The organism is Kribbella sp. NPDC051936 (assembly GCF_040680955.1).
Classification (GTDB): domain Bacteria; phylum Actinomycetota; class Actinomycetes; order Propionibacteriales; family Kribbellaceae; genus Kribbella.
On sequence record NZ_JBFAXS010000008.1, the window covers coordinates 544,758 to 570,952 of the forward strand.

Below are 26,195 nucleotides of genomic sequence, written 5' to 3' on the forward strand. Positions count from 1 at the left end.
CGACTTCCGTCAGTCGATCAGCGCATGATCAGCGTCAACAAGTCGGTGCCGAGGGTGGTCAGCGCGTCGTTGTTCAGGCGGTACGCGACGAAGCGGCCCTGCCGTTCGGCGGTCACCAGTCCGGCGCGGGTGAGTGCCCGGAGGTGGCGGGTGACCTGCGTGGGGTGGAGACCCCAGAGCGCGGCGATCTCGCCCGCCGTCCGCGCCTCGCTGGCCACGGCGCGGCAGACCTGGAGGCGATCCGGCGACGCCAGCGCGTCCAGGCGGGCACGGATCTGCTGTGCGGTGGGTACGGCGGCGGCGCGACCGCCGGCGGGATAGATGACCGTCACCGGCTCACCGGGGATCTCGCCGACGAACAGGTGCGGTGCGATGTAGTTGCTCGGCACAAGCAACAGCGAGCGCGTGCCGATGTCGATGCGTTTGCTCTGCACCTTCTGCACGACGACGCTGTCCGCGTCCCGTACGTCGATCGCGCTGTCGAGCGAACGCAGCATGGTCCCGAGACCGTCCCGGACGGCCAGGTCGCGGTCTTGCCGGCCACGAGCAGCCAGCGTGTCGTGCGACGCCTCCCAGAGCTCACCGAACCACTCGCGCCAGCAGGCGTCCAATACGTCGAGAAACCGGCGGACCGGCTCAGCAGGTGACGTCAGCAAGGACTCGACCAGTGCCGCGACAGAGCGTCCACGGCTACGAGCCCAGTGCTGTACGGCGTCCGTGTCGATCGACCGGCTGCTCAGTGGGCGACCACGCAACGGCCTGACCAGTTCTGCGGCCACGTCCTCCGGCGGGCGAGAACGCAACGCTGCCAGCTCGTCGGTCCAGGTGGGGACGCCGGTGGCAGCGCTGGTGGCGAAGAACCGAGCCCGCACGGCGCGCACGGTCCAGGTCCACTGCGCCAGCTCCGCCCGCAGCTCGGCGGACAACGGGAGCGACGCAGCCCAGTCGACTCGGTCGTGATGGGCGGGCTCAGCCAGCACATGCAGTGCGCAGCCGAGCTCGATCAGGGGCGAGGCGACGTGACGAATCCGCTCCGGCTCCAGCCGGGTCACGCCTGCGAGAACGGTCGGCACTCAGTCCTTCAGCTTGAACTGGAGGTCGGTGTCCCAGTCGTTCATGTCGGGAACCTCACGCGGGTCGGAGCGGTACACCTCCAGGCGGGCGGTCCAGTGGTCACCGTCGGCGTCCCACTCGAGACCCTCCTGGTCGGCCCAGGCGAGCAGATCGCGCGTCGCTCCGAGCAGCCCGTCCGGATGGCCGTGGTGCCTGACCGTCGCGTAGCGCCCGGCCGGGAGCACGCCGGTGACGATCTCGCCCTCGCCGGAGTGCAGGTCGTCGACCGGGAACCCGATCTCCAGCACCAGCCCGGCGTCCATGTCGACCACGTCGTACTTGAAGAACGGCGCGTCGTTCGGCGCGATCTCCTTGGCGGCGAGCCAGGCGACCACCTCGCCCATCCGGTCCGCGAACGCCGCGATCCCGTCCAGCGCGACCTTGCCCCGCAACGCGACGTACGGCCGTTCCCCGATCTCCACGATCTCCGGCATGGCGTGTTCCCTCCAAGGACGTCGTTGCGCACAACTTAACCCCAACCGGGCTTGCCGCGGCGTATTACCGAGCGTCTACTGAGAGCTGGGGGTGGCCATCATGTTCAAGGTCAAGCTTCTCGTCGCGGCTCTCGCACTCGCTGTCGTCGGTATCGGCACAACCGTCCCCGCCGGCGCCGAGCCCACGACTCCGCTGCCGTACCCGGCCGGTGCGACGGCGACCCGGTACACCGGGCTCGCGTTCGACACCTGTACGGCGCCGAGCGTCGCGCAGATGTCCGCGTGGCTGGCCTCGCCGTACCGGGCTGTCGGCATCTACATCGGCGGCGTGAACCGGAGCTGCGCCCAGCCCCAACTGACTCCCAGTTGGGTCAGCAGCGTGACCCGGATGGGCTTCCGGCTGGTCCCGATCTACATGGGCTACCAGGCGCCGTGCACGACCCGCGCCAACGCCGTGAAGATGACCGTGCCGTCAGCGACCTTCCAGGGCGGCCTGCTCGCGCGCGACGCCGTACAGGCGGCAAGAGCGCTCAACCTGCTCGGCGGTAGCGCGATCTACGCCGACATGGAGCACTACGACATCACCAACAGCACTTGCCGGGCGACCGTCCTGCGCTACCTGTCCGCGTGGACCAAGCAGCTCCACGCGCTCGGCTTCTTGTCCGGCGTCTACGCACACCAGAACTCCGGCGCGGTCGACCTCGCCGCCGCCTACAACTCGAGCACCTACGCACGACCGGACGCGCTCTGGATCGCACGCTGGGACAACAACAGCTCGCTGACGAACTGGCCGACCGTTCCCAACACGTTCTGGCTGGTCGGCCAGCGCGGCAAGCAGTACCGCGGCGACCACACCGAGACGTACGGCGGCGTGACCCTCAACATCGACAACGACCGCTTCGACGCGCCAGTGGCGACGGTCTGGTACACCTACACGGTCCGCGCCACCATCTACTCCTACAGCGGCCCGTCGACCGCCTACGCCATCCGCTCCACCATTCCGGCGAACGCCGGGGTCCGCATCGTCTGCCAGACCTTCGGCCCGAAGATCGGCACCAGTGCGGTCTGGGACCGGCTGACCGACGGCACCTACGTCATCGACTACTACGTCCGGACGCCGAACAAGACCGGCTACAGCGCACCGATCCCCGGCTGCACCTTCCCGTACCAGACCACGATCAACAACCTCACGCGCCGGCACGGGCCGGGTACGGCGTACGCCGCGTACCCGAACCCGCTGCCGATCGGCTCGCTGGCCTGGATCAGCTGCCAGCGAGCCGGATCGAAGGTCGGCACGACCGCCGTCTGGGACCGCCTCACCGACGGCTCGTGGGTCACCGACTACTACGTCGCCACGCCCAGCAAGACGACGTACAGCCCACCGAACCGGCGGTGCTGAGCCGCTACTTCGACCAGGGCGGCTGGACCGCCGTACCGTCGGCCATGTAGCCGGTGAAGCCGGCCGTGATCGCGACGATCAGCTGGGCCTCGCCCTCGCCGAGGTTGGTCAGCGCGATCGGCTCACCGGCCGGCACGACGGCGGCGTCGCCCGGGCCGAGCTTGTCGCCGTCCGCGGCGAGCTGCACGGTGCCGCTCAGCACCATGAACACCTCGTCCCGGTCGAGTGTGTGCGGCGCGTCACCGCCGTGCCCCGGAGGAACCGTGAGCCGCCAGGTGCACAGTCCCGGCGAACCGAGGCTCGGCGCGGCCTGCACGGTGAACTGCGCACCACCCAGCTCGAAGCGCGGCGCGTCGGCCGCGTGCGTCACATGCATCTCGTCCCCCATCCATTTAGTCAAGCTGACTTGACCAAGCCAGCTTGACTATCATGGGCCACATGACGCGATCGGGCAAGGTGGATATCGGGATTCTTCTGCTGCTCGCGGACCAGGAGTTCGTCCGCGAGCTGCACGAGTACACCGCCACGCAGGGATACACCGACCACGGCCGCTCGGACGGCTTCGTGCTCCGGACGCTGTCCGACGGCCCGAAGACGATCAGCGGCCTGGCCGAGCGGCTCGAGGTCACCAAACAGGGCGCGAGCCAGATCGTCGACGACATGGAACGCCGCGGGTACGTCGAACGCCGCCCGGACCCGACCGACGCGCGCGCCCGGCTGCTGCACCTCACCGACCACGGCCGCGCCACACTGGCGGCGGCCCGCCGGTTCCATCAGCTGTACGAACGCAGGCTCCGCAACCGTCTCGGCGACGAGGCCGTCGACACGCTGCGCGAAGTCCTGACCGACATCGCCGGCGAAGCCACCATCAGCCCGCCGCACTTCCGGGCGGCCGTGTACTGACCGAAGCGGCTGCCACTGCCGCGAGGTGGTGCCGCAGTCGGGTTGTCGCACCGCAGCCTGGGTGTTGAGGCCGGGTGTGCTGAGCCCCGGGGTGTTGTGCCCCCGGGGCGCTGGGGTGTCGTGCCCGGGTGCGATAGGGCTGTTGCGTCCGGAGGCGCTGGGGCCGTTGCACCCGGGGAGGATGCGCCGGCGGCGGGGTTGTTGCGTCGTAGCACCGAAGAACCCGCCAGCGGGCGCCAGTGAGCTGCACGTCGTGCGGTAGCGCGCCGAGTCGTGGGGTTTGGTCGGGCGCCGCAACCGCGAGTCGTGGATCGAGGCTGTGCTGAGCCGCCGAAATCCACGACTCGACGAGGTTTGAGCCGTGGGAGGGAAGAGGGGACGGGAACGGGTGACCGGGGACTGGTAATAGCAGGTCTCTGGTCACCACAGGCTGTCTCGTGATCCGCGGTGGCGGGTCGTCAGACAGGTGCTTTGGCGGGGGGTCAGCTGAAGTACTTGGGGAAGAAGTCGTGGGTGGGCCACGACTTCACGCCGTTGGCCGCGGTCCACATGGCTGCGTCGATGTCGCCGTACGACTTGCCGCTGACGTCGTCGCGGCGGTTGAACAGGGCGGCCCAGCTCAGCCCGCCCGACGTACGGACGAGCAGCGTGTACGTGCCGGGCATGCTGCCGGTGTGCCACGTGTTGCGGCCGGTGCCGCTGCTGACCGGGCGGATCTGCCAGCCGAGGCCGTAGTACCAGCCGTCGGCGTTGACGCCGGTGGACGGCTTCGCCCAGACGCGGCCGAGTGACGTGCTGTTCAGCACGCTCGACGGCGCGTCGAACATCTTCGCCCAGCGCACCAGGTCGGGCGCGCTGGCGATCCAGCCGCCGTTCGCGTCCTGGATCCGCATACTGAACGAGCCGTACGGCGCGGCGACGGTCTTCGCGGAGCCGTCCAGCACGGTCGGGCCGGAGTACTGCGACTCGTACGACGTCTCGCCGCTGTGCTTGGCGATCGACCAGCCCAGCGACATCCGCGTGATCTTCAGCGGAGCGAGCAGCTTCTGCTTCACGTAGTTCTCGTAGCTCAGGCCGCTGACCTTCTCGATCACCCGGCCGGCCAGCAGGTACCCGAAGTTCGAGTACGCGTACTTCGAGCCCGGCGTGAAGTCGAGCTTCTGCCCGGCCATGTACTTGATGACGTCCGCGTGCTGCAGCTCCAGCGGTACGCCGAGCGTCCGCGAGATGGTCGCGTCCTTGAAGTTCGGGTCACCGGACACGTCCCGGTCCCAGCCGCCGAGGTGCTGCAGCACCTTCCACAGGGTGATCGACGACCAGCGCGAGTCCCGGGTCAGGCCGCTCGCCGGCGTGATGTCGAGGATGTTCGCGACCGGCGTCGACAGGCTCACCTTCCCGTCCTGCACGAGCTTCACGATCGCCGCCGCGGTGAACGACTTCGACAAGCTGGCGATCCGGAACAACGAGGTCGGCTGCACGGTCAACGCGGTCGACGTACTGTAGCCGCGGGCAAGCACCAGACGGCCCTTGTACGTCACCGCGAGCTGCCCGGCCGTCACGCCACGGGCCTGCATGAACGCCTTCATCTGACTGTCGAACCCGGCCAGCGCCGACACCGCGGTCCCGGTGGTCTGCCAGGTGGCAGCCGCATCGGCCGGCCGCCCGATCACATAACCAGCACCGGTGCCGACCGCAGCGGTAGCACCAGTCGCGACAGCAAGCTTCCCCAGATTCCGACGCGACAGCTCCACGAACGTCTACTCCTTCGAACCGAGACTCCCGGACCCCGAAAGTCTTTCACCTCCAGAGGTCCACTCGGGCCACTTGGCGACGGCTGAAGCAGACACCACTTACTCGACCATGGAGGCGTAGGAGATGACGCCTCGGCGGATCTGGTCGACGACTGCGCGGGCCGTGCTGCGGAGCGGGGTGTCTCCGGCGGCGTCGGCGATCTGTTCGGTGAGATCGATGAGTTGCTTGACCCAGCGGACGAAGTCGCCGGCGGCCAGGTCGGACTCGTACAGGACCTCGGCCAGCGACGCACCCGACGCCCAGCGGAACGCGGGCCAGCAGAAGTTCAGGTCCATCGAGCGCAGGAAGTCGACCCGCATGTCCCGCTCCAGCGCGGACAGGTCCCGCCAGATCGAGCCCATCCGCTCCAGCGCGATCCGTACGTCGCCGCGCGGCAGCCGCGGTGAGGTCGGCTCGTCCTTCGACCGCGACTCGTACACCAGCGCCGCGAGGCACGAGGCCAGCTCCGGCACGGTCAGGTCGTCGAACACCCCTTGCCGCAGGCACTCCGCCGCGACCAGGTCGAGCTCGGTGTAGATCCGGGCGAGCCGGTCGCCGGCCTCGGTCGTCTTGTCGCCGTCGAGGTAGTGCAGCGCGTCCAGCACCTGACAGACCCGGTCGAACTGGCGGGCGATCGTGTTCGTCCGCTGCTCGATCTTCCGTTGCACGTCACGGTTCTCGCGGTCGAGCCGGAAGTACCGCTCGGCCCATCGGGCGTGGTCCTCGCGGTCCGAGCAGCCGTGGCAGGGGTGCGCGCGCAGCTGCGCCCGCATCTCCTGCAGCTCCGGGTCGTCGGCGTGGGAGACGATGTCGCGGCCGCGCGACGGCGGTCCGTCCTCGCCGAGCAGGTCGGTCCGGTTCCGCAGCACCTGGGCGAGTTCACGGCGCTGCTGCGGGTTGCGCGGGTTGAACTTACGCGGGATCCGCAGCGTCCCGATCGCCTCGACCGGTGCCGGGAAGTCGACCATCGACAGCTTCCGCACCTGCCGGTCCAGCGTCAGCACGGTCGGCCGCGGCCCTTCGCGCTCCGACCGCATGCCCGGGTCGAGCACCAGCGCCCAGCCCGCGCTGCGGCCGGCCGGGATCCGGACGATGTCACCGGTCTTCAGCTTCTCGATCGACTCCTGCGCCTCGATCCGGCGGTCGAGCTTGCGCCGCTTCGACCCGGATGCCTCGCGATCGCCGATCCGCCGGCGCAGCGCGGCGTACTCGAGGAAGTCGCCGAGGTGGCAATCGATCGACTCCTTGTACCCCTCGAGCGCCTCGGTGTTGCGCTGCACCTGCCGCGCCAGCCCGACCACGGCCTGGTCGGACTGGAACTGTGCGAACGACAGCTCGAGCATGTCCCGCGCCCGCGTCCGCCCGACCTGACGCACCAGGTTGACGGCCATGTTGTACGACGGGGAGAACGACGACCGCAGCGGATACGTCCGCGTCGACGCCAGGCCGGCGACCTCGCGCGGGTCGAAGCCGGGCTGCCAGAGCACGACCGCGTGCCCCTCGACGTCGATCCCGCGCCGTCCGGCCCGCCCGGTCAGCTGCGTGTACTCCCCCGGCGTGATGTCGACGTGCGCCTCGCCGTTCCACTTCGAGAGCTTCTCGAGGACGACGGTGCGCGCCGGCATGTTGATGCCCAGGGCAAGCGTCTCGGTGGCGAACACGACCTTGATCAGGCCGCGCGCGAACAGCTCCTCGACGACCTCCTTGAAGGCCGCCAGCATGCCCGCGTGATGCGCCGCGATCCCGCGCGACAGGGCCTCGGCGAAGTCGTGGTAGCCGAGCACGCCGAGGTCCTCGTCCGGGAGGTCGGCCGTCCGCTCGGCGACCACGCGCTTGATCTCGTCGCGCTCCGAAGGCTTGGTCAGCCGCAGCCCGGACCGCAGGCACTGCACGACCGCGTCCTCACAGCCCTTGCGGGAGAAGATGAAGAAGATCGCCGGCAGCAGCGCGCCGGCGTCCAGCTCCTCCACCACGTCCGAGCGATACGGCGTGAAGTGGGTCTTGGCCGGCCGGTTCCTCGGCAGGTCGCGGCGGCGCCGCGGCTTGCGCGAGTCGTCGCGGAAGATCCGGTTGTCGTCGCGGGCGATCCGGACCAGCTGCGGGTTCACCAGGTCCTTCAGATCGGCCTTCGCCGGGTTGCCCGCCTTCGCCGGATTGCCCGACTTCGAGGGCTTCGCAGGAGCGCCGACCCGAGCGGTCGGCGCTTCCCCGGCGAACAGATCGTGCAGCCGTTTCCCCACCATCACGTGCTGGAACAGCGGCACCGGCCGCTTCTCCTCCAGGACGACGACGGTGTTGCCGCGGACCGTCTCCAGCCAGTCGCCGAACTCCTCGGCGTTGCTCACCGTCGCCGACAGCGAGACCACCGACACCGAGTCCGGCAGGTGGATCAACACCTCTTCCCAGACCGCGCCGCGGGAGCGGTCGGCCAGGTAGTGCACCTCGTCCATCACGACGTACGACAGGCCGAGCAGCGTCTGCGACCCGGCGTACAGCATGTTCCGCAGCACCTCGGTCGTCATCACGACGATCGGGGCCTCGGAGTTCACCGAGTTGTCGCCGGTGAGCAGGCCGACCTTGTCCGCGCCGTACCTGCTCACCAGGTCGCCGTACTTCTGGTTGCTCAGCGCCTTGATCGGGGTGGTGTAGAAGCACTTCTGCCCACGCTCCAGGGCGAGGTGGACGGCGAACTCACCGACGAGGGTCTTGCCGGAGCCGGTGGGCGCCGCGACCAGCACCTGATGACCGTCCTCGAGGGCGGCGCAGGCGCGCAGCTGGAACTCGTCCAGCTCGAAGTCGTAGAGCGCCCGGAACTCCTTCACGGCAGGATGCTCCTGGTCCGAGCGGAACGAGGCGTACTTCTCGGACGGGGTACTCATGGACCCCAATCTATGCGACCCCACCCCCAAAGCCACGCTGGGCCAGCCACTGCGCGGCTCGCGTCAGCGCGGCGTCGGCCTCGTCCATCACGCCGACGTTGAACTGGTACACGTGCGGAGCCCCCGCGACCACGTCCAGGCTCACGTCCACCTCCTGTTCCGCGGCGCGGGCCGCGAGCCGCAGCGAGTCGTCGAGCAGCACCTCGGCGGATCCGACCTGGATCAGCAGCGGCGGCAGACCGGTGAGGTCCGCGAGGAGCGGGCTGGCCAGCTCGTCCTTCGGGTCGTGACCGGCCAGGTAGGCGTCGACGTACGCGTCGAAGTGCTCCCGGCTGAACAGCGGGTCCTGGTCGCCGCGCGCGTCCATGCTGGCGCCGGCCAGTGTCAGGTCGGTCCACGGCGAGAACACGACGGCCGCCGGCGGCAGCCGCAGACCTTGCCGACGTGCGGCGAGGATCGTCGCGAGCGCCAGTCCGCCACCCGCGGAGTCGCCGGCGATCAGGACGTCCCGACCGCCTTCTTGCAAGGCGACGTACGCCGCCAGCGCGTCGTCGACCGCGGCCGGGAACGGGTTCTCCGGCGCGAGCCGGTAGTCCAGCGAGACTGCCGGCAGGCCGGTACGGCGGGACAGCGGCGCCGCGAGGTTCGCGCCGGTGCGGGCCGAGCCGATCACGTACCCGCCGCCGTGCAAGTAGAGGATCACGCTGTCGCCGTCGGCTCCTTCGACCTGGACGTCCAGCGCCGGCACCCCGCCCACACTGGTTCGGACCAGCGTGACGTCGTCGCCGAGCGGCCGCACGGCGAACACCGCGTCGAAATCGGTCCGTTGCTGCTCGGGCGACCGCCGGGGGTCGCCCTTGGTGATGAAGCTGCGCGCCACAGCGCGTTGGTCCCGGCTCATAGCTGCCTCCTGATAGATTCCGAGGAATATAGTTCTCTGCAACTACATTCCAAGGAATCTAATTCCCGTGACCGATCTCACAGCATTGTTCACGGACCTGGTCCGGCTGGAAACGCGGCTCTACAACGTGCTCGACGCCCGCCTGAAGGCCGAGCACGCGCTTCCGCTCGGCCAGTTCGAGTTCCTGCGGTTCATCGCGGCGCGCCGGACGGCGCGGGTCTACGACCTGGCGCGGGAGATGGCGATCACGGTCGGCGCCACCAGCAAGGCGGTCGACCGGCTCGAGGCCGCCGGGCGCGTCCGGCGGACGGCGAACCCGTCGGACCGCCGCTCGTCGCTGGTCGAGCTGACGCCCGCGGGCGCCGATCTCCTCGCCGCCGCGACGCCGACGGTCGAGGACGAGCTGCAGACCTGGGTCGGCTCCGTCCTGCCGGCGACGGTCGTCGACCAGCTCGCCACCAGCCTGTCGATGCTGCGTCAACGCGCCGAGCTCGACCAGCGCACGGACCGCCACCACTCATCAACCGCCGACAGCTGACCGAGCCGACGCTCAGTCGCGGTCGTCGACAGGCCCGCAGCGAGGGTTGGTGAGTGATGGCGGTCCGCAGTGGCTAGCCGATGTGGTACGGGTCGCCGTACACCTTCCAGTCCAGCGGGGTGTTCAGGTTGAAGTTGCCGTTGCGGAGGAACACCCGCTGCGCGGTGTCCACCCGGCTGGTGTCGCTGTGCGCCTCCTCCTGCTTCATCGCCCAGACCCGCGCGTCCAGGAACGCGTTCAGGTACGTCGTCTCGTTGCCGCCCTGCGCCGGCGGCTTGGCCTTGGCGAGCGCCCGCTTGCGGATCCCGCCGAAGCTGGTCGGGTCGTCACCGTCGCCGTGCATGACGATCGCGTCGTAGTAGCAGAACTGCCCGAGCGTGCGCAGCCCGTCGGACTTGCCGCGGCTGACCGCCGGGTTGAAGTACACCCGGTCGCGCTCGTCGTTCTGGCACTGCTGGAACACCGAGTCCTTGGCCGCGGTCTTCCAGTCCCTGGTGTAGTTCGGGTCGAGTCCGGCGTGCGAGTCGCTGCCGTCCACGCGGCGCAGCGCCGGCAGGTACTTCTGCAGGATGTTGTTCGGCTTGCGATCGGCGTACAGCTCGACGAGCTCGAGCATGTCGTGGGTCCCCGAGCAGAACCCGATGATGCCCGCGGTGTACCCGCGGCCGTCGTCGATGTCCTCGATGTACTTGTACTGCGCCTTCCAGTCCAGCGACGAGTTCTCCGCGCTGCAGACGATCTGCATCGCGATCTCCTTCTTCGCCGGGTCGTCGAGGCCGGTCGCCTGCACCGCGGCGTCGGCGTGCGGCGCGTAGCGGGAGACGGCGAGCCCGGTGGCCGGCACGGCGGCGAGCGACAGGCCGAGCAGCAGCGTGGTCCGGCGCGAGGGGCGGTACTCCATGTGGTCCTCCGAGGGGCGTCCGAGGATGAACTGTTAGGAAGCTTTCCTATCAGATGAACTCCGGTCGTGAGAACAGCTCAGTTCATGTCAGTTGTGTCTCAGGCGAAAGGCTCAGGCGGACACTCGGGCGAACGCTCAGGCGAACACGGTGAGCGCGCCCGGGGCGACCCCGATGTCGACCGGCAGCGGGCCGAGGACCTCGCCGTCGGCGTACGCCGTGATGCCCGGGGACTCGAGCCGGACCGAGCGGCCGCGGACGGCGCGCACCGCCGGGTGGCCGACGTGGGTGCCCTTGGACAGCTTCGGGAACAGCTGCAGCAGCGTCATCCGGGACACCGGCTCGATGATCGTCACGTCCAGCAGCCCGTCGTCGATCTCCGCGCCGGCACAGATCTGCAGGCCGCCGCCGTACGTCGGTCCGGTGCCGACCGCGACCAGCATGGCCTTGGTGTCGATCACCTCGTCGTCGACCGTCACGACGTACTCGAGGGGCTTGAACGTGCGGAGCTCGGCGAGCGTCGCGACGGTGTAGCGGGAACTGCCCTTGGGCCAGCTCATCGCGTTAGCGCGCTTGTTGACGAGCGAGTCGAAGCCGCCGGCCACGACGGTGGTGATGAACCTGTCCTTGGCCACCGCGAGGTCGATCGTCCGGGTCTTACCCGCGACGAGCAGGTCGGCCGCGGCGGCCGGATCCCCCAGCGGTACGCCGATCCCGCGGGCGAAGTCGTTGCCGGTGCCGGCCGGGATGACGCCGAACGGCATCCCGGAGTTGGCCAGCACCTGGGCGCCGAGGTGGATGGTGCCGTCGCCGCCGATCAGCGCGACCGCGTCCGCGCCCGAGGCGACCACCTCGGCGGCGATCCGGCCGACGTCCTCGGCACAGGTGGTGGTGTGGACGTCGACGGTCAGCCCGGCGGCGGCGATCCGCTCGCGCACCGCCGGCGCGATCCGCGCACCACGTCCCCGGCCGCTGGTGGGGTTGACCACCAGCGCGATCCGCCGACTCATCAGTCCGCCAGCAGCTCTTCGGAGCGGCGGGCGCGGCGTTTGTCGTTGAAGCGCGAGATGATCTCGGCGACGAAGAACAGCAGGCACATCGGGATCGCCAGCAGGCACATCGTGAACGGGTCGCCGGACGGCGTCGCGACGGCGGCGAACACGAAGATCACCAGGATGATGTACGGCCGGAACTTGCCGAGCGCGGCGGCAGGCACCACGCCGACCATGTTCAGCAGCACGACCACCAGCGGGATCAGGAACGCGACGCCGAAGACGAGCATCGTGCGGAGCACGAAGTCCAGGTAGTCGGGCAGCTCGACCAGGTTCTGGATGTCCAGCGGCGTGAAGCCGAGCAGGATCTCGATGCCCTTCGGCAGCGTCCAGTACGAGACCGCGATCCCGGTGGCGAACAGCGGGGTCGCGATCGCCGAGAAGATGTAGGCCCACTTGCGCTCGCTGCGGTGCAGTCCGGGCGCCACGAAGGCCCACAGCTGGTACAGCCAGACCGGCGCGGCCAGCACCAGGCCGAACAGCGCCGAGATCTTGATCCGGAACGTCAGCGCGTTGCCGACACCCGGGAACGTCAGCTGCGGCGTCTTGGTCTGTCCGGCGTCCTTGGCCATCTCGGCCACGCTCGTCACGAACGGCTTGGTCAGGAACTCGAAGGCGTGGTTGTAGAAGATCCAGCCGACGACCGTTCCGACCACGATCGCGAGCACACTGATGAGCAGCCGGTTCCGGAGCTCGACAATGTGCTCGCGCAGGGTCATCCGACCCTCTGGGTCCTTCGGGTGGCGTTCTTTCTTCTCCTTACGCCGCCCGAACTTCACCATCGACACAGGTGTGGGGCGTTCGGCTCAGTTGGCCGTGTGCGGCGGCAGGCCGTCGCCCGGCCCCTGGCCGTTCACCTGGTTCGGCTGCTGAGCCGGCTGCGCCTGGGTCTGCTGCACGGTCTGCTGCGCCGGCGGCTGGGAGGCTTCCTCGGTCAGCTCCGGGTCCTTCTTCTTGGGGCCGACCTCTTCTTCCCAGATCTTCTTCGACTTGCCGAGCTGCTTCACCAGCGCCGGCAGCTTGGCCGAACCGAACAGCAGCACGACGATCGCGAGAATGATCAGCCATTCTGCGCCTTGGGGCATACCGATGAGCGGTGCTGCCATGTCGATCTCCCTTTCCAACATCAACTCGGGACTCGAGCCTGAGTTCGTGGCCGAATACTACGCCGGAGCGCCGGCGTCCTCACGGGTCTGTCCAGACCCGGCCGCGGACTGCGCTGCCTCCAGCTTGGACTGGGCGGCGACCAACTCACGCGTCAGTGCCTTGCCCTGGCCCCACAACTTCCACGCGAGCAGGGCGAGGACGAGGAGCCACACCGCCACCACCGCGAGGAACAACAGGAACCAGTACATACCCAGGAGCCTAACCGCTTCCTGGCCGGGACCCACGCCCCGCGGTGCGTCTGCGGGGACAACGGTGTCGGAACGTGATGGTAAAACCGAGTGTCCCGCAGTGGCGGTGCGGCGTGATCGAGGCGAGCAAGGGGGCCGCGAATGGAGCGGATCGGGGTCGAGGAGCGGCGGACGCGGCTCGGGCGGCGGCACCGGCTCGGAGCGGGCTGCCAGGCGGCCGATCCGGTCGAGGCGGCCGCGTCGATGGTGGCGTTGCACGCGTCCGATCCGGCCACGGTGCACCTGAGCGTGGCCGCTCGGGTGCCGGGTAGTGACGTCGCGGACACGGAGCGTGCCCTGTACGACGATCGGTCGCTGATCCGGATGCTGGGCATGCGGCGGACCGTGTTCGTCGTACCGACGCCGTTCGCGCCCATCGTCCAGGCGGCGTGCACCAACGACATCGCCGTCAAACAGCGCAAATTGCTGGTCAAGCATCTGCTCGAGGCGGAGGTCGCGGAGGACGCCGACGCCTGCGGGCAGTGGCTGGCCGCGGTCGAAGAGGCGACCGCGACCGCGCTGGCGCTGCGTGGTTCGGCCACGGCGCAGGAGCTGTCCGCCGACGAGCCGCGGTTACGGACCCGGCTCAGCATGGCCCCCGGGAAGTCGTACGGCGCGCAGCCGTACGTAACGAGCCGTGTGCTGTTCCAGTTGGCGGCCGACGGGCGGATCGTGCGGGGACGTCCGCTGGGGACCTGGCTGAGCGGACAGCACCAGTGGTCGCCGGCCGCGGACTGGCTGCCGGCCGGGCTCGGCGACAAGCTGGCCGCGGAGGAGGCGCGCGTGACGCTCGCCCGGGCCTGGCTGGCGTCGTTCGGCCCTGGGACGACGGCTGATCTGCAGTGGTGGGCCGGGTGGACGCTCGGTCAGACGCGGAAGGCGCTGGCGGCCGTCGAGGCGGTCAAGGTGGACCTGGACGGCCAGGTCGGGTTTGTGCTTCCCGGTGACGAGGCGCCGGAGGTCCCGGTCGAGCCGTGGGTGGCGTTCCTGCCCGGTCTGGACCCGACGCCGATGGGCTGGAAGGAGCGCGACTGGTTCCTGGGTCCGCACAAGGCGAAGCTGTTCGACACCACCGGCAACATCGGCCCGAGCATCTGGTCGGACGGCCGGATCATCGGCGCCTGGGGGCAGCCCGAGTCCGGCGAGGTCCGCTACCAGCTCCTGGAGGACGTCGGTGCGGACACGACGGCAATGGTGGAGGCCGAGGCGGCTCGGTGGACCAAGTGGCTCGCCGGTGTGCGGGTCACGCCACGCTTCCGCTCCCCGCTCGAGAAGCAGCTCAGCCAGGGCTAGACGTCGTACGCCGAGAGCGCGTCGCGGGCCGTGGCGGCGATCTGCGTCGTGAGGTCCTCGGGGTCCAGGACCGTGGCGGCTCCGCCGAGGCGGAGGACCAGGCGCTGCAGCCAGGCGGTGTCGGCGACGCGGAGCTTGACGATGAGGGAGTTCTCCGGGCCCTCTTCGACGGACTCGTTGGGGTAGTACTCGGCGACCCAGCGGGCCGGAGGCGCGAGCTTCACCGTGGCCAGCAGGTCGCGCTCGGACGGCTGGAACATGCCGTTGGACAGGTCCCGCGGTGTCGCCTCGGGCGGCGGCTCGCTCGGCACGTCGAGGAGCTTGACGGCGGCGATCCGGTCCAGGCGGAACAGCCGCACGTCCTCGGCCAGCCGGCACCAGGCTTCCAGATACGTGCGCCCCTCGGACACGACCAGCCGCATCGGGTCCACGTCGCGCTCGGTCGTCTCGTCCCGCGACGGTACGTCGTACGTCAGGTGCAGCCGCCGCTTGGTGGCCAGGCCGCGGTTCACGATCTCGGCGATCTCCGGGGCGGCCGGCTCCACGTGAACATGCGCGGCCGCGCCCTCGTTCGCCGCCGCGGCCTCGCCGGCCGCCCGCTCGAGCTTGGCGATCGCGCGGTCGACGGCGTCCCGGTCGGCGCCGGCGGTCACCTCGCGCAGCGTCCGCAACGCGGTCAGCAGCGCGAGCGCCTCCGCCGCGGCCAGCCGCAGCGGCCGCGCCAGGTAGTCCGCATTGTTGATGTGGATGACGCCGTCGCCCTCGGCGGCCTCGATGTCGATCTCGATCAGGTCGCCCATCTGCGCGCCCGGCAGCCCGCAGAACCACAGCACCTTCAGGTCCGCGATGATCTGCTTCGGGCGGACGCCGAACTCCTTGGCGACGTCGTCGACACGGGCACCGTCGTTCTCCCGCAGGTACGGCACCAACGCCAGCAGGCGCTGCACCTGGTCACGCGCGTTACTCATACGCCCGCCACCGTCCGCAGCCGCCACAGGACACCATCCAGGACGTCGCCAGGGCCTTCCACGACCGCGTCAGGTCCGTACGACGCGATCTCCTCGGCCAGGACCGACGAGTCGGCGTACGGGACGTGCAGCAGGTCCCAGCCCTCCTCGTACGGCTCGATGGCGTTGGCGCGGCGCCGCAGGCTGACACACGAACCGGTCCGCGCCCGCACCTTCGCCTCCGAGGTCGGCCGCGGCGGGGCCAGCTCGGTCACCAGCGACCGCAGGTCCGTCCCCTCCGGCACCGTGAACGCGCCCGGCTCCCCCACCGTCTTCACGTCCCCGCCGATCCGCGACAGCCGGAACATCCGGGTCGCCTCGCGGTCCCGGTCGCGGCCGACGACGTACCAGCGGCCGTGCCAGGACACGATGCCCCACGGCTCGAGGGTGCGCGTGGTCGGCTCCGAGGCGCCGCTGCGCAGGTGCTGGAACCGCACCGCCTGCCGCGCCACCACAGCGGTCCACAGCGGGTCGAAGGCCGGCTCCGACGCGCCGACGTGCGGCTCGATCGCGCTCAGCGCGGACTGGTCGGTCTGGATCCCGGCCGCCTTCAGCTTCAGCACCGCCGACGTGGTCGCCTCGGACAGGCCGGCGTGCTGCCACACCCTGGCCGCGACGCCCAGGACGGCGGCCTCGTCGGGCTCCAGGTGCACCTCGGGCAGCTCGAAGACGTCCCGGCGGATCCGGTAGCCGACGTCGTCGGAGAAGAACTTGTCGATGGTGCCCATCTCGATCGGGATGCCGAGATCGCGCAGCTCGTCCTTGTCGCGCTCGAACATCTTCTCGAAGGCGTCGTCGGTCTGCCCCGCGTACCCCTCGACGGCCTCGCGGATCCGCTCCTTGGTCACATAGGTGCGCGCGACCAGGAGGCAGATGACCACGTTGAGCAGCCGCTCACTCTTCCGCGCCGACACCCGACCACCTTACGGCCTCCGGGCGGCCAAAACCCGCCATTTCGCACCGAAACTTCGAACACCGGTTCGACCCGCTAATGTCGGGCTGTGATTCGGTGGCGGGACGGTGTGGTGGCGCAGGCCGGGCGGAGCTGGGCGGGTGCGCTGGAACTGACAGTGATGGTCGGCGAACAGCCTGTGCGCGCGCTGGCCTATCCGGACCTGGTCGGTACGCCGGTGGCCGGTGACCGCGTGCTGCTCAACGTGAGCGCGCTCGACCGCGGCCTCGGCACGGGTGGGTACGCCCTGGTGGTCGCAGTCCCGGACCGGCTGCCGGAGGACCCTCCCGAGCGCGGGCATCTCGTGAAGGCACGGTACACGCCGCTGCAGGCGATGGTGCTGGGCGCCGACGAGCAGGACTCCCCCGACCACGACGTGCTGCGGGACGCGGACGACCTCTTCGGTACGCCGGTAGTGGTCGCTGACCTGCACTCGGCGCTCCCGGCCGTGCTCGCGGGTGTGTACGAGGCACGGCCGACCACGCGAGTGGTCTACGTGATGACAGACGGAGGCGCCCTCCCGCTGGCGTTCTCGCGGAGCGTTGCGACCCTGCGGGACGCCGGGTGGCTCAGCGGGACAGTGACGGTCGGCCAGGCGTACGGCGGGGACCGTGAAGCGGTGACCGTCCATACCGGGCTGTTGACGGCTGTGCAGGTCCTGGCGGCCGAGTTGGTGGTCATCACGCAAGGCCCGGGCAACTTGGGCACCGGGACGCGCTGGGGGTTCTCCGGGGTGCAGTCGGGCGAGGCGGTGAACGCGATCGGCACACTGGGCGGCCGGGCCGTCGCGTCGCTGCGGATCTCCGAGGCGGACCCGCGTCCGCGTCACCGTGGTATCTCGCACCACAGCCTCACGGCGTACGGGCGCGTGGCACTCCAGCCGGCCGACATCGTCGTACCTGATCTCCCCGGCGACTTCGGGGACGCCGTACGGGACGCGGCCGAGCCGTTGAAGGCACGGCACCGGGTGGTGCGCGTGGGAGTCGACGGCCTGTACGACGCGCTCCAGGCCGCGCCGGTGAAGCTGTCGACGATGGGCCGGTCGCTGGACCAGGACCGCGCGTATTTCGAGGCTGCCGCGGCAGCGGGCCGCCACGCAGCCGGGCTGGTGGACGTACCACCACCTGGAGTGGGGTCGCAGTACTCCTGATCTGAGGGGCTCGCGCCGCGACAGTAGTTGGTATGAACAGCACCAAGCACCGCGCTCCTGCGCTTCGACCCGTCGCCCGGCCGGAGCCGCCGCTGGCGGTTCGCGGGGCGACTGCCCTGTGGTTCACGGCCGTCGGCGCCGGTGTCGCCGAGTCGGTCCTCGGTGTCCTCGGCGCGATCGCCGACGGCTCCCCGGTCCTCGGCCTGTTCGTCCAGATCGCCTTCCGCGCGCTGGTGTACGGCGGTCTGTTCGTGGTCATCGACCGCTACTTCCGCCCCGGCGTCCGCTGGTCCCGCTGGTTGCTCACCGGCCTGCTGGGCACGGTCGGGGTCGCCTCGCTGGTCGTCGGTCCGATCGGCTGGTTCCTTCGGGACGGCGACTTCGGCGCGCTCGAGTGGTCCGCGTCCTTCGTCGCGTTCGCCGCGATCCGGTGCCTACACCTCACCGCCGTGATCAGCGCGATCGTGCTCAGCTTCCACGCCGACGCGAACCGCTGGTTCAGCGGCCGCCCGGTCCGCAGGACGCGCTGAAACGCCGAAGGACCGGCCTCCCGTGGCGGGAGGCCGGTCCTTCGGTGACGACTCTGTTACTGCCCGGTCTGCTTGGGGGCCGGGAAGGCGTTCAGGACGTCGATGACCGCGAACGCGTTGACGACCTTGCCGGCCTGGTCCTTGGACGCCGGGAGCTCGACCAGGACGCGGCTGCCGACCGGGATCCCGATGAAGCCGTCGAGCGGTCCGGCCTGGGCGCCGCCGACGGTCGGCAGCTGGTCGGTCGGAGCGGCGGGCTGGGCCGGGCTCTGCGCGGTGGCCGGCTGGGCGTCCCAGGTGCTGGCCTGCTTCTTGCCGGCGTAGTCGTAGATGACGAACCGGCCGACCAGCTGGTCGCCCTTCTCGATCGGCTTGCCCTTGCCCTGCGCGAACACGACCGGCTTGCCCGGCTTCGCCGACGGCTTGGTGCCGGCCGGGACCGTCACCTTCGGCTCGGCGTTCAGCGCGCCGGAGACCTTGATCTTGGTCGCCGTCGACGGGCTGACCGGGTCCGCGTTCAGCGGGGTGTCGTTGGCGGCCGCGCCGACCAGGTCGACGACGAAGATCAGCGTGTCGTCGCCCTTGATCCCCGCCTGCTCGTTGCCCTGCGACTTGTAGCCCTTGTCGGACGGGATCGACAGCAGCACCCGGCTGCCGATCTTCTTGCCGACCAGGCCCTCGTCCCAGCCGGTGATGACACCGCCGACGCCGATCGGGAACGACGACGGGGCGCCGCGGTCGTAGGAGTTGTCGAAGACCTTGCCGTCGCGCCAGATCTGGCCGATGTAGTTCGCGGTGAGCAGCTCACCCTTCTTGACCTCGGGACCGTCGCCCTCCTTGAGGACCTCGGTCACCAGGGTCTTGTCCGGTTCGCCGTCGCGGTGGGTGATGGTCGGCTTCTGCCCGAAGTCCGCGGTCACCTTGATACCGGCAGCCCCGAACTCGTCCTTCTTGTCGGAACCACAGGCCGCCAGGGACGCCCCCAGCGCCGCGACCACGACGAGACTCAACAACTTGCGCACGAAACCAGCACCTCGAACCATCCCGGCGCTCGTAGTGCGCCGCTTGCCTCCGGTCAACGACGCGGACCACCCTAGCCTGCGCACTCAACCACGTGGCCGGCTGCCCGCGTCACCGTTACGTCACACCACACACAGTGACAGACACAGTGACAGGCCTCAGAAACCGACCGCGTTGTGCGGGGCGCGATCTTGTCGTAGCAGTGCGTCCAGTCGCGAGACCGCGCCGGCTGTGCGCTCCACAACGCGACCGGCGTACATCAGCTCGCTGGCACACACCCCGCCGAGGTACAGCGAGCCCAGCTCGTTCACGGTCAGACTGACGTCTGCGTCGGCGTCTGTCGCAGTGCATGCAGCTCCGTCGGGTGCTGCGTCCAGTCGCCAGCGGCCGTGGCCGTGGACCTCCAGTACGAGTACGTCGGTCGCTGCATAGGTACGGGCCTCGAGAGCACGCCGTACGTCGAGGATGCGCAGCCAGAGGTTGTCGCGCGTCCGGGTCAGCTTCAGCGCGCGCGGATTGGTCAGCATCCACCGCAGCGGCTCGTCGACAGGTCGCCGCGCGGCCACCACGCGCTTGGTGAGGTCGAAGTCCAGCAGCAACGCCCAGAGCGCCCGGTACGCGTCAGGTCTCACGGCCTCGAATGCCTCCACCTGCAGTACGCCGGTCAGCGCCGGATCCGGCGACCAGGGCAGCCGGAAGATCGCGGCGCCGTCGATAGCACCTGTCGTATCGCGGTGCACCAGGTGATGCGCCGGTCCGGATCCGTCGGCCGGCAGGGCAGCCAGGTTCTGCCATTTGCCCGGCAGCGGGCTGATCTCTCCCACCCGCACTGCCCGGACCTGTTCGTGCAGCACCGGCCACACCACGCCCGCCTCGGCGCTGTCGACCAGATCGAGCGACCCCGTGTCAGTGAAGTCGTCTCGGAACGCCACGTCGGTACGCCGTACCTCCCAGCGATGCTGGAACGTCGCCGGCGAGAACCCGTACCGCCCGTAGATCGTCCCCTCGCTCGCACTCAGCCCGGCCAGGAACTCACCGCGCTCCCGGCAGTCGTCGAGCATCGCGCCCATGATCTGCCGCAGCAGCCCACGTCTGCGGTACGTCGGAAGCACGGCCGTCGAGGTGACGCCGCCAAGGGCTACCTGGCGCCCGCCGGGCACGGTGACCTCGACCGAAACGATGGCCGAACCGCCCGCGATCTTGCCGTCCACGAACGCTGCCTGCGGCCGGAACCAGTCCGTCAGCAGCTCAGCGGCCTCCTGCTCCAACTGCTGCTCGGTCCGCGGAACCTGCGGAGGCCACGCCGCGCTACCGGCGTACCAGGCCGAGGGCTCGGGCTCCTCCTGCGGGAAGCCGTTCACGTACGGCAGGACGCGCAGGTATTCCTTGGTCTCAGCCGCTGTGACCGGCCGGATCTCGATCGCCATGAGCTCTTTCTAAGCAGGGCACGGCGACCGAGCACTCCATTTAGCGAGCCGCTACATGCTCGCGATGAGCTTCTCGACCCTCTCGTCGTGCGACTTGAAGGGGTCCTTGCACAGGACCGTGCGCTGGGCCTGGTCGTTGAGCTTCAGGTGCACCCAGTCGACGGTGAAGTCCCGGCGGCGCTCCTGGGCGCGCTTGATGAACTCACCGCGCAGCCGCGCCCGCGTGGTCTGCGGCGGCACCGACTTCGCCTCGAAGACCCGCAGGTCGTCGACGACCCGGGTGACCGCGCCCTTGCGCTCGAGCAGGTAGTACAGCCCGCGGGGGCGGTGGATGTCGTGGTACGCCAGGTCGAGCTGTGCGACGCGCGGGCTGGCCAGGCCGAGGTTGTTCTGCGAGCGGTAGCGCTCGATGAGCCGGTACTTGATCACCCAGTCGATCTCCCGCTCGATCCCTGACAGGTCGCCGGACTCGATCGCCTTCAGCGTCCGCTCCCACAGCGACAGCGCCCGCTCGACGGCCGGCGTCCCCAGCTCGCGCCGGTCGACGAAGTCGCGCGCCTTCGTCAGGTACTCCGTCTGGATGTCGAGGGCGCTCGCCTCACGGCCGTTCGCCAGCCGCACCTCGCGGCGGCCGGTCATGTCGTGGCTGATCTCGCGGATCGCCCGGATCGGGTTGTCCAGCGTCAGGTCGCGCATCACGATGCCGGCCTCGATCATCCGCAGCACCAGGTCGGTGCTGGCCACCTTCAGCAGCATCGTGGTCTCGGACATGTTCGAGTCGCCGACGATCACGTGCAGCCGGCGGAACCGCTCGGCGTCGGCGTGCGGCTCGTCGCGGGTGTTGATGATCGGCCGGGACCGGGTGGTCGCGCTCGACACACCCTCCCAGATGTGCTCGGCGCGCTGGCTGACGCTGTAGACCGCGCCGCGCGGCGTCTGCAGCACCTTGCCCGCGCCGCAGATCAGCTGCCGGGTGACCAGGAACGGGATCAGCACGTCGGCCAGCTTGGCGAAGTCGCCGTGCCTGCTGACCAGGTAGTTCTCGTGGCAGCCGTAGCTGTTGCCGGCCGAGTCGGTGTTGTTCTTGAACAGGTAGACGTCGCCGAAGATGCCCTCGTCGTGCAGCCGCTTCTGGGCGTCCACCAGCAGTCCCTCGAGGATCCGCTCACCGGCCTTGTCGTGCGCGATCAGGTCGGTGACCGAGTCGCACTCACCGGTCGCGTACTCCGGGTGCGAGCCCACATCGAGGTAGAGCCGGGCCCCGTTGCGGAGGAAGACGTTGCTGCTCCGCCCCCAGGACACGACCCGCCGAAACAGATACCGCGCCACCTCGTCCGGGGTCAGTCGCCGCTGCCCGCGGAACGTACAGGTGACGCCGTACTCGTTCTCCAGACCGAAGATTCGCCGGTTCACATCACCCACACTACGGCGCACCTCCGACAACCGGGGGGTGTCGCAGGCGCGCCGTGCTCCGGCGTTATCCCTTTGATGCCCGCAACAATGAGGCGTCCGCCCGCATCGTGACCACTGACGAAAGGGTTTCAGATGATCAAATACGGGCGAATGCTCGCCGCCGGAGTCCTGCTCGCAGCAGGATTCGCGGCCACTCCTGCCACTGCGGCACCGGCCGGCACGGCCGGGGCGTGCTCGCTACGGCTCGGCTCGGTCACCCCCGGTGGTGACCACACCTCCCAGACAATTACCGCGGCACCCTCCGCCGGTGTCCGCCAGCTCGGCCCCATGAACCTCTACCCGGACGGCCAGGCGCACCTGCCGACCGCCGTACGCACCGAACTCGTCGTACCGGCCGGTGAGGAGCGCACCGGCCTGGTAGCGCTCGGTCAGCGGATGTACGGCACCAGCTACATCACGGACGGCACGGGGGTCTCGATCGTGCCGGGCACCCTCCACAACACCCTGATCGGCGGCGGCTGGGACGAACTGCACAAGTACGTCGAAGCCAGCCAGTACCCCGGCCGCTCGAACGTCTACTCGCTGATCCAGCAGTTCACCGACGGCCTCATCGCCCGCTGGACGGTGACACCGGGCGGCTGGAAGTACTACACGACCTTCGGCGGCTTCAAGTCGGTCAAGACGATGGTGCTGATCGGGCAGGGGCGGACTTACGACACCTTCCTGGCCACCACGAACGGCGGCGCGCTCTACACCGTGCAGGTGCCCACGGGCTCCGGTAAGCCGGTCGTGACCAAGATCCGCACCTCGACCTGGCAGGGCTTCGAGACGTTGATCGCCGAGAAGTGCGGCAACTACGGGACGCTGCTGCTCGGCATCGACAAGGAGACCGGCGCCGGCTACCTGTACGCCGTCGGCCACGCCAACGGCACGGCCACCGTCATCAAGGGCCTGGGCAAGGTGCCGACCACCTTCCCGGCCACGGACTCGTACTTCCGCTTCTACACCACAGGCACGATCCTCGCCGGCGCATGACCTCGACGGATCTCCACCCGGAGCTGTAACTCCGGGTGGAGATCCCTCCTCATCAGCTGACCGGCGCCCGGTGCCTCTGACAGCGTCGTCGACATGAGACGACGAACCTTCCTCACCGCCGCCGCGGCCTCCGCCGCCTCCGCGCTTGTTCCACTGCAGACGGCGAACGCCGCGACCGACCTGACACTGCGTCTGCCGGCTCCTACCGGCCCCTGGCCTGTCGGAACGACGACGCGTGCACTGACCGACCCGCGCCGCTCCGACCCGTGGAACGGCGCGCCGACCCGAGAGCTCGCGCTGACGGTCTTCTATCCGGCACGCGCCGTACAGGGCTACCAACGCGCACCACAGCTCGCCCCGGCCGCCGCAGAGGTCTTCAAGACCCTGGACGCCGGTGTCCTGCATCCGGAGCTGCCGACAAGCGGCGTGAGCTGGGGCGCCACACTGACTCATTCGTACGTCGACGCGCCCGCTCTACCCGGCCGGTGCCCCACGCTGGTCTACAGCCCGGGCGGCGCGGACCCGCGCACCATCGGCACCTCTCTCGCCGAGGACCTGGCCAGCCACGGGTACGTGGTCCTGACCCTCGACCACCCTGGCGAGGCGAGCGAGGTGGTGTTCCCGGACGGGCGGCTGCGGGTCATCGAGATCAGTCCGGACGTGCAGACCGACCCGGTGCAGTCGCGTCTCATGATGGACACGCGGTTCGCGGACCTGCGGTTCGTGCTCGAACACCTGACGGAGCTGCACCCGTCGATCGACCCGCACCGCGTCGGCGTCTACGGCCACTCCGCCGGCGGTGCGACCGCCGCTGTGTCGCTGGAGCAGCCACAGGTCCGAGCCGCTGCCAACTTGGAGGGCTACCTGGACACGCTGGACGGCGAGCTCTACCCGATCGCAGCGCACGGCACCCGGAAGCCGTTGCTGCTGGCCGGGACCGACGGCTTCCGGGACGAGCGTTTCGACCGCACGTGGTCAGCTGTCCTGTCCCATGGCGGTCCGGTACGCCGGGTGCAGCTGTCCGACGCGAACCACTGGATCTGGACGGACTACGCCGCTTTCGCCCCGCAACTGGAAGCCGCCGGCCTGATGACGGCCGCCGCGCGGGCCAAGCTGGTCGGTGCGTCCCGCTGCGCTGTTCCCGCCGTACGACGGCTCGTCCGCGAGTTCTTCGACCGATCCCTAACCTTTCCGGCATCCTCGGCATCGAGTGAGTGACACGACTCCTCGAAGGGGGCTGGATGACCAGAACTCGGATCGCCGCGGGTGCGCTGGGCGCGGCGATGGCGGCGGCGGCGCTGGTGCCGGGACCGGCACAGGCGGCGGCCGAGCAGGCAAGCGCGGCCTGCTCGATGACGCTCGGCACGGCGACCGTGCAGGGTGACCTCAAGTTTCAGCGGATCACCGCGACCGCACCGGTCACGGCGGCGCCGCCGAGCGTCGGGCCGAAGGCGTTGTTCCCGGTCGACCGGGTGCGCCTCGCGACCACGTCAGGCTGGGAGCCGGATCCGCCGTCGGGCATGGCGCGGAGCGGGTACGTGGTGATGGGCACCGAGCTCTACCGGTACCGGTACGTCACTGACGTGACCACGGGTGAGCTGGACCCGGAGTCGTACCAGGCGACGAGGGTCGGCGGCGGCTGGATCCACCAGAGCTACGTGGAGAAGTCGACGTCCCACGCCTATGCGTTGGAGGGAGGCGTCATCACGCGCTGGTCCGTGGAGGGGTCCGCCTGGCGCGCCAAGACGACCTACGGCGGGTACTCCGCGGTCAAGACGATGACGCTGATCAGCCAGACGGCGACGTACGACACGTTCTTGGCCAACACGCGCGCCGGCGCGCTGTACACGATCCGGATCCCGTTCAGCGGCGCACCGGTGGTGAAGAAGGTGCGGACGTCGACCTGGCAGACGTTCGAGACGCTGATCGCCGAGAAGTGCGGCAACCAGAGCACGCTGCTGCTGGGCATCGACAAGGACACCCGCCGCGGCTACCTGTATGCCGTCAGCCACGCCAACGGGGCCGCAACCGTCATCAACGGCCTGGGCAGAGTGGGCGACCAACTCGGCGCGCCGGAGGACAAGGCGTACTTCCGCTCCTATCCCAGCGCGCCTGAAGCCGGCGTCCTGCTCTACGGAGAGTGAACATGGTGAAACGCGCAGCAGGGGTTCTCGGCCTCGTCATGGCGGCCGGTGCCCTGGTCCAGGCAGCACCTGCCTCGGCGGCCGCTCGTGAGGTGCCGTTCTGCCAAATGTCGCTCGCCTCGACGACGAGCGGCGGCGACCTGATCCTGCGCGGTCTGTACGGCGTGGTGCCGCCTGGTGCCAGCCCCAGCAGCTGGGGCGGCAAGGACCTGCTACCGGACGACCAGGTCCGTCTGACCAGTGGGCTCGGCACACAGATGAACGCCGAGCAGCACGGCGAGTCCCGCCGGCAGTACGTCGTACTGGGCACCGGCCTTTACCTGCTGACGTACAAGGTGAACGACTTCTACGGCGACGTCGATCCCGCCTCGGTGCAGCGGACCCTGATCGGCGGCGGTTGGGGTGACGTCCGCTACCTGGAGAGCTCACGGTTCAACCGAGGAACCACCCTGGTCCGGCACAACGCGTACGCCGTTCTCGGCGACACCATCGTGCGCTGGAACGTCGACGGGACGGCGTTCAGCCGGAAGACGACGTACACCGGCTTCAGCGCGGTCAAGACGATGGCGATGATCAGCCAGACGGCCACATACGACACGTTCCTCGCCAACACCCGCAACGGGGCGCTCTACACCATCCGGATCCCGGTCTCGGGTCAGCCGGTGGTGAAGGTCGTCCGGCGTTCGACCTGGCAGGGGTTCGAGTCGCTCGTCGCGGACGCGTGCGGTCTCAAGACGATCGTGCTGGGTGTGGACAAGGAGACCGGGGCGCCCTACCTGTACGAGTTCGGGCACGCCAACGGGGAGTCGACGGTGATCAGGGCGCTCGGGAAAGTGCCGCGGACGTTCAGCGAGGCGGCGCAGGCGCGGCGTTTCGAGGACGACGAGGAGAGCGAGCAGCTGTCCGGCGAGTGACTGTTCG

Annotated in this window: 26 protein-coding genes; 10 read left to right on the forward strand and 16 right to left on the reverse strand. The window is 69.5% G+C overall.

The genetic code is table 11. The features are described from left to right. Positions 1-17: 17 nt before the first annotated feature. Together AB0L64_RS29990 and AB0L64_RS29995 are read right to left on the reverse strand one after the other, a co-directional pair. Positions 18-1,073 carry a DUF5937 family protein gene (locus AB0L64_RS29990; protein ID WP_363715424.1) on the reverse strand — a complete coding sequence of 352 codons (1,056 nt, stop codon included), beginning with the start codon at positions 1,071-1,073 and terminating at the stop codon, positions 18-20. Further along, complete coding sequence (locus AB0L64_RS29995; protein ID WP_363715426.1) at positions 1,074-1,547, reverse strand: GyrI-like domain-containing protein; 474 nt, start codon at positions 1,545-1,547, stop codon at positions 1,074-1,076. 100 nt (positions 1,548-1,647) lie between these two features. Here AB0L64_RS29995 and AB0L64_RS30000 point away from each other — a divergent pair, with 100 nt between their 5' ends. After that, positions 1,648-2,946, forward strand: coding sequence for a glycoside hydrolase domain-containing protein (locus AB0L64_RS30000; protein WP_363715428.1), 1,299 nt, complete (start codon positions 1,648-1,650; stop codon positions 2,944-2,946). A gap of 4 nt (positions 2,947-2,950) precedes the next feature. Here the strand turns inward: AB0L64_RS30000 and AB0L64_RS30005 are convergent, their stop codons facing one another. Further along, positions 2,951-3,334, reverse strand: coding sequence for a cupin domain-containing protein (locus tag AB0L64_RS30005; protein ID WP_363715430.1), 384 nt, complete (start codon positions 3,332-3,334; stop codon positions 2,951-2,953). Positions 3,335-3,384: 50 nt separating this feature from the next. Here AB0L64_RS30005 and AB0L64_RS30010 point away from each other — a divergent pair, with 50 nt between their 5' ends. After that, positions 3,385-3,849, forward strand: a complete 465-nt coding sequence (locus AB0L64_RS30010; RefSeq protein ID WP_363715432.1) for a MarR family transcriptional regulator — start codon at positions 3,385-3,387, stop codon at positions 3,847-3,849. 482 nt (positions 3,850-4,331) lie between these two features. On the opposite strand, the gene AB0L64_RS30015 is transcribed toward AB0L64_RS30010, so the two are convergent. From AB0L64_RS30015 to AB0L64_RS30025, 3 genes are all read right to left on the reverse strand, one after another. Next, positions 4,332-5,600, reverse strand: a complete 1,269-nt coding sequence (locus tag AB0L64_RS30015; protein WP_363715434.1) for a serine hydrolase domain-containing protein — start codon at positions 5,598-5,600, stop codon at positions 4,332-4,334. 99 nt (positions 5,601-5,699) lie between these two features. Beyond that, positions 5,700-8,519, reverse strand: coding sequence for a DEAD/DEAH box helicase (locus tag AB0L64_RS30020; protein ID WP_363715436.1), 2,820 nt, complete (start codon positions 8,517-8,519; stop codon positions 5,700-5,702). 10 nt (positions 8,520-8,529) lie between these two features. Beyond that, complete coding sequence (locus tag AB0L64_RS30025; protein WP_363715438.1) at positions 8,530-9,420, reverse strand: alpha/beta hydrolase; 891 nt, start codon at positions 9,418-9,420, stop codon at positions 8,530-8,532. Between the two features lie 67 nt (positions 9,421-9,487). Here AB0L64_RS30025 and AB0L64_RS30030 point away from each other — a divergent pair, with 67 nt between their 5' ends. Continuing rightward, a complete protein-coding gene (locus AB0L64_RS30030; protein WP_363715440.1) occupies positions 9,488-9,958 on the forward strand; it encodes a MarR family winged helix-turn-helix transcriptional regulator in 471 nt (156 codons plus the stop codon). Between the two features lie 73 nt (positions 9,959-10,031). Here the strand turns inward: AB0L64_RS30030 and AB0L64_RS30035 are convergent, their stop codons facing one another. The 5 genes from AB0L64_RS30035 to AB0L64_RS30055 form a co-directional block, all read right to left on the reverse strand. Then, positions 10,032-10,859 (reverse strand): chitosanase, encoded by an 828-nt coding sequence (locus tag AB0L64_RS30035; protein ID WP_363715442.1) that lies wholly within the window; start codon positions 10,857-10,859, stop codon positions 10,032-10,034. A 135-nt stretch (positions 10,860-10,994) separates the two neighbouring features. Beyond that, positions 10,995-11,867: a YegS/Rv2252/BmrU family lipid kinase gene (locus AB0L64_RS30040; protein ID WP_363715444.1), complete on the reverse strand. Its 873-nt coding sequence runs from the start codon at positions 11,865-11,867 to the stop codon at positions 10,995-10,997. Beyond that, a complete protein-coding gene (gene tatC / locus AB0L64_RS30045; RefSeq protein WP_363715446.1) occupies positions 11,867-12,628 on the reverse strand; it encodes a twin-arginine translocase subunit TatC in 762 nt (253 codons plus the stop codon). The genes AB0L64_RS30040 and tatC overlap by 1 nt, the downstream gene beginning before the upstream one ends. A gap of 87 nt (positions 12,629-12,715) precedes the next feature. Next, on the reverse strand, positions 12,716-13,015 hold the full coding sequence (locus tag AB0L64_RS30050; protein ID WP_355700145.1) for a twin-arginine translocase TatA/TatE family subunit: 300 nt from the start codon (positions 13,013-13,015) through the stop codon (positions 12,716-12,718). Between the two features lie 57 nt (positions 13,016-13,072). Further along, the gene (locus tag AB0L64_RS30055; RefSeq protein ID WP_363715449.1) at positions 13,073-13,264 is read right to left on the reverse strand and encodes a hypothetical protein; all 192 of its coding nucleotides are present in this window, start codon (positions 13,262-13,264) and stop codon (positions 13,073-13,075) included. Positions 13,265-13,405: 141 nt separating this feature from the next. Between AB0L64_RS30055 and AB0L64_RS30060 the strand changes: the two genes are divergently transcribed. After that, the gene (locus AB0L64_RS30060) at positions 13,406-14,596 is read left to right on the forward strand and encodes a winged helix DNA-binding domain-containing protein (protein WP_363715451.1); all 1,191 of its coding nucleotides are present in this window, start codon (positions 13,406-13,408) and stop codon (positions 14,594-14,596) included. Here the strand turns inward: AB0L64_RS30060 and AB0L64_RS30065 are convergent. Together AB0L64_RS30065 and AB0L64_RS30070 are read right to left on the reverse strand one after the other, a co-directional pair. Further along, on the reverse strand, positions 14,593-15,564 hold the full coding sequence (locus AB0L64_RS30065) for a WYL domain-containing protein (RefSeq protein ID WP_359929850.1): 972 nt from the start codon (positions 15,562-15,564) through the stop codon (positions 14,593-14,595). The genes AB0L64_RS30060 and AB0L64_RS30065 overlap by 4 nt on opposite strands. Then, positions 15,561-16,517 (reverse strand): WYL domain-containing protein, encoded by a 957-nt coding sequence (locus AB0L64_RS30070; RefSeq protein ID WP_363715453.1) that lies wholly within the window; start codon positions 16,515-16,517, stop codon positions 15,561-15,563. The genes AB0L64_RS30065 and AB0L64_RS30070 overlap by 4 nt, the downstream gene beginning before the upstream one ends. Before the next feature lie 87 nt (positions 16,518-16,604). Here AB0L64_RS30070 and AB0L64_RS30075 point away from each other — a divergent pair, with 87 nt between their 5' ends. After that, positions 16,605-17,705 carry a DUF3866 family protein gene (locus AB0L64_RS30075; RefSeq protein ID WP_363715455.1) on the forward strand — a complete coding sequence of 367 codons (1,101 nt, stop codon included), beginning with the start codon at positions 16,605-16,607 and terminating at the stop codon, positions 17,703-17,705. A gap of 32 nt (positions 17,706-17,737) precedes the next feature. Continuing rightward, entirely contained in the window at positions 17,738-18,235 is a 498-nt protein-coding gene (locus AB0L64_RS30080; RefSeq protein WP_363715457.1) for a hypothetical protein, read from the forward strand. 56 nt (positions 18,236-18,291) lie between these two features. Here AB0L64_RS30080 and AB0L64_RS30085 read toward each other — a convergent pair whose 3' ends face one another. The 3 genes from AB0L64_RS30085 to pafA all read right to left on the reverse strand — a co-directional run bounded on the left by AB0L64_RS30085 (position 18,292) and on the right by pafA (position 22,095). Next, positions 18,292-19,257, reverse strand: coding sequence for an FKBP-type peptidyl-prolyl cis-trans isomerase (locus AB0L64_RS30085; RefSeq protein WP_363715459.1), 966 nt, complete (start codon positions 19,255-19,257; stop codon positions 18,292-18,294). Between the two features lie 156 nt (positions 19,258-19,413). Continuing rightward, positions 19,414-20,682: a GNAT family N-acetyltransferase gene (locus AB0L64_RS30090; RefSeq protein ID WP_363715461.1), complete on the reverse strand. Its 1,269-nt coding sequence runs from the start codon at positions 20,680-20,682 to the stop codon at positions 19,414-19,416. 51 nt (positions 20,683-20,733) lie between these two features. Then, positions 20,734-22,095 carry a Pup--protein ligase gene (gene pafA / locus AB0L64_RS30095; protein ID WP_344202029.1) on the reverse strand — a complete coding sequence of 454 codons (1,362 nt, stop codon included), beginning with the start codon at positions 22,093-22,095 and terminating at the stop codon, positions 20,734-20,736. 132 nt (positions 22,096-22,227) lie between these two features. Here pafA and AB0L64_RS30100 point away from each other — a divergent pair, with 132 nt between their 5' ends. From AB0L64_RS30100 to AB0L64_RS30115, 4 genes are all read left to right on the forward strand, one after another. Further along, positions 22,228-23,130 (forward strand): hypothetical protein, encoded by a 903-nt coding sequence (locus AB0L64_RS30100; RefSeq protein ID WP_363715464.1) that lies wholly within the window; start codon positions 22,228-22,230, stop codon positions 23,128-23,130. Positions 23,131-23,223: 93 nt separating this feature from the next. Next, a complete protein-coding gene (locus AB0L64_RS30105; protein ID WP_363715466.1) occupies positions 23,224-24,348 on the forward strand; it encodes a prolyl oligopeptidase family serine peptidase in 1,125 nt (374 codons plus the stop codon). 23 nt (positions 24,349-24,371) lie between these two features. Continuing rightward, the gene (locus tag AB0L64_RS30110; protein WP_363715468.1) at positions 24,372-25,274 is read left to right on the forward strand and encodes a hypothetical protein; all 903 of its coding nucleotides are present in this window, start codon (positions 24,372-24,374) and stop codon (positions 25,272-25,274) included. 2 nt (positions 25,275-25,276) lie between these two features. Further along, complete coding sequence (locus AB0L64_RS30115; RefSeq protein WP_363715470.1) at positions 25,277-26,188, forward strand: hypothetical protein; 912 nt, start codon at positions 25,277-25,279, stop codon at positions 26,186-26,188. Positions 26,189-26,195: the final 7 nt, after the last annotated feature.

Coding starts and splice junctions, on each gene's coding strand:
- AB0L64_RS29995 (WP_363715426.1), bottom strand. CDS start 1,547: ATGCCGGAGATCGTGGAGATCGGGGAACGGCCGTACGTCGCGTTGCGG.
- AB0L64_RS30000 (WP_363715428.1), top strand. CDS start 1,648: ATGTTCAAGGTCAAGCTTCTCGTCGCGGCTCTCGCACTCGCTGTCGTC.
- AB0L64_RS30005 (WP_363715430.1), bottom strand. CDS start 3,334: ATGGGGGACGAGATGCATGTGACGCACGCGGCCGACGCGCCGCGCTTC.
- AB0L64_RS30010 (WP_363715432.1), top strand. CDS start 3,385: ATGACGCGATCGGGCAAGGTGGATATCGGGATTCTTCTGCTGCTCGCG.
- AB0L64_RS30020 (WP_363715436.1), bottom strand. CDS start 8,519: ATGAGTACCCCGTCCGAGAAGTACGCCTCGTTCCGCTCGGACCAGGAG.
- AB0L64_RS30025 (WP_363715438.1), bottom strand. CDS start 9,420: ATGAGCCGGGACCAACGCGCTGTGGCGCGCAGCTTCATCACCAAGGGC.
- AB0L64_RS30035 (WP_363715442.1), bottom strand. CDS start 10,859: ATGGAGTACCGCCCCTCGCGCCGGACCACGCTGCTGCTCGGCCTGTCG.
- AB0L64_RS30040 (WP_363715444.1), bottom strand. CDS start 11,867: ATGAGTCGGCGGATCGCGCTGGTGGTCAACCCCACCAGCGGCCGGGGA.
- tatC (WP_363715446.1), bottom strand. CDS start 12,628: ATGACCCTGCGCGAGCACATTGTCGAGCTCCGGAACCGGCTGCTCATC.
- AB0L64_RS30050 (WP_355700145.1), bottom strand. CDS start 13,015: ATGGCAGCACCGCTCATCGGTATGCCCCAAGGCGCAGAATGGCTGATC.
- AB0L64_RS30055 (WP_363715449.1), bottom strand. CDS start 13,264: ATGTACTGGTTCCTGTTGTTCCTCGCGGTGGTGGCGGTGTGGCTCCTC.
- AB0L64_RS30060 (WP_363715451.1), top strand. CDS start 13,406: ATGGAGCGGATCGGGGTCGAGGAGCGGCGGACGCGGCTCGGGCGGCGG.
- AB0L64_RS30065 (WP_359929850.1), bottom strand. CDS start 15,564: ATGAGTAACGCGCGTGACCAGGTGCAGCGCCTGCTGGCGTTGGTGCCG.
- AB0L64_RS30080 (WP_363715457.1), top strand. CDS start 17,738: ATGAACAGCACCAAGCACCGCGCTCCTGCGCTTCGACCCGTCGCCCGG.
- AB0L64_RS30090 (WP_363715461.1), bottom strand. CDS start 20,682: ATGGCGATCGAGATCCGGCCGGTCACAGCGGCTGAGACCAAGGAATAC.
- AB0L64_RS30100 (WP_363715464.1), top strand. CDS start 22,228: ATGATCAAATACGGGCGAATGCTCGCCGCCGGAGTCCTGCTCGCAGCA.
- AB0L64_RS30105 (WP_363715466.1), top strand. CDS start 23,224: ATGAGACGACGAACCTTCCTCACCGCCGCCGCGGCCTCCGCCGCCTCC.
- AB0L64_RS30110 (WP_363715468.1), top strand. CDS start 24,372: ATGACCAGAACTCGGATCGCCGCGGGTGCGCTGGGCGCGGCGATGGCG.
- AB0L64_RS30115 (WP_363715470.1), top strand. CDS start 25,277: ATGGTGAAACGCGCAGCAGGGGTTCTCGGCCTCGTCATGGCGGCCGGT.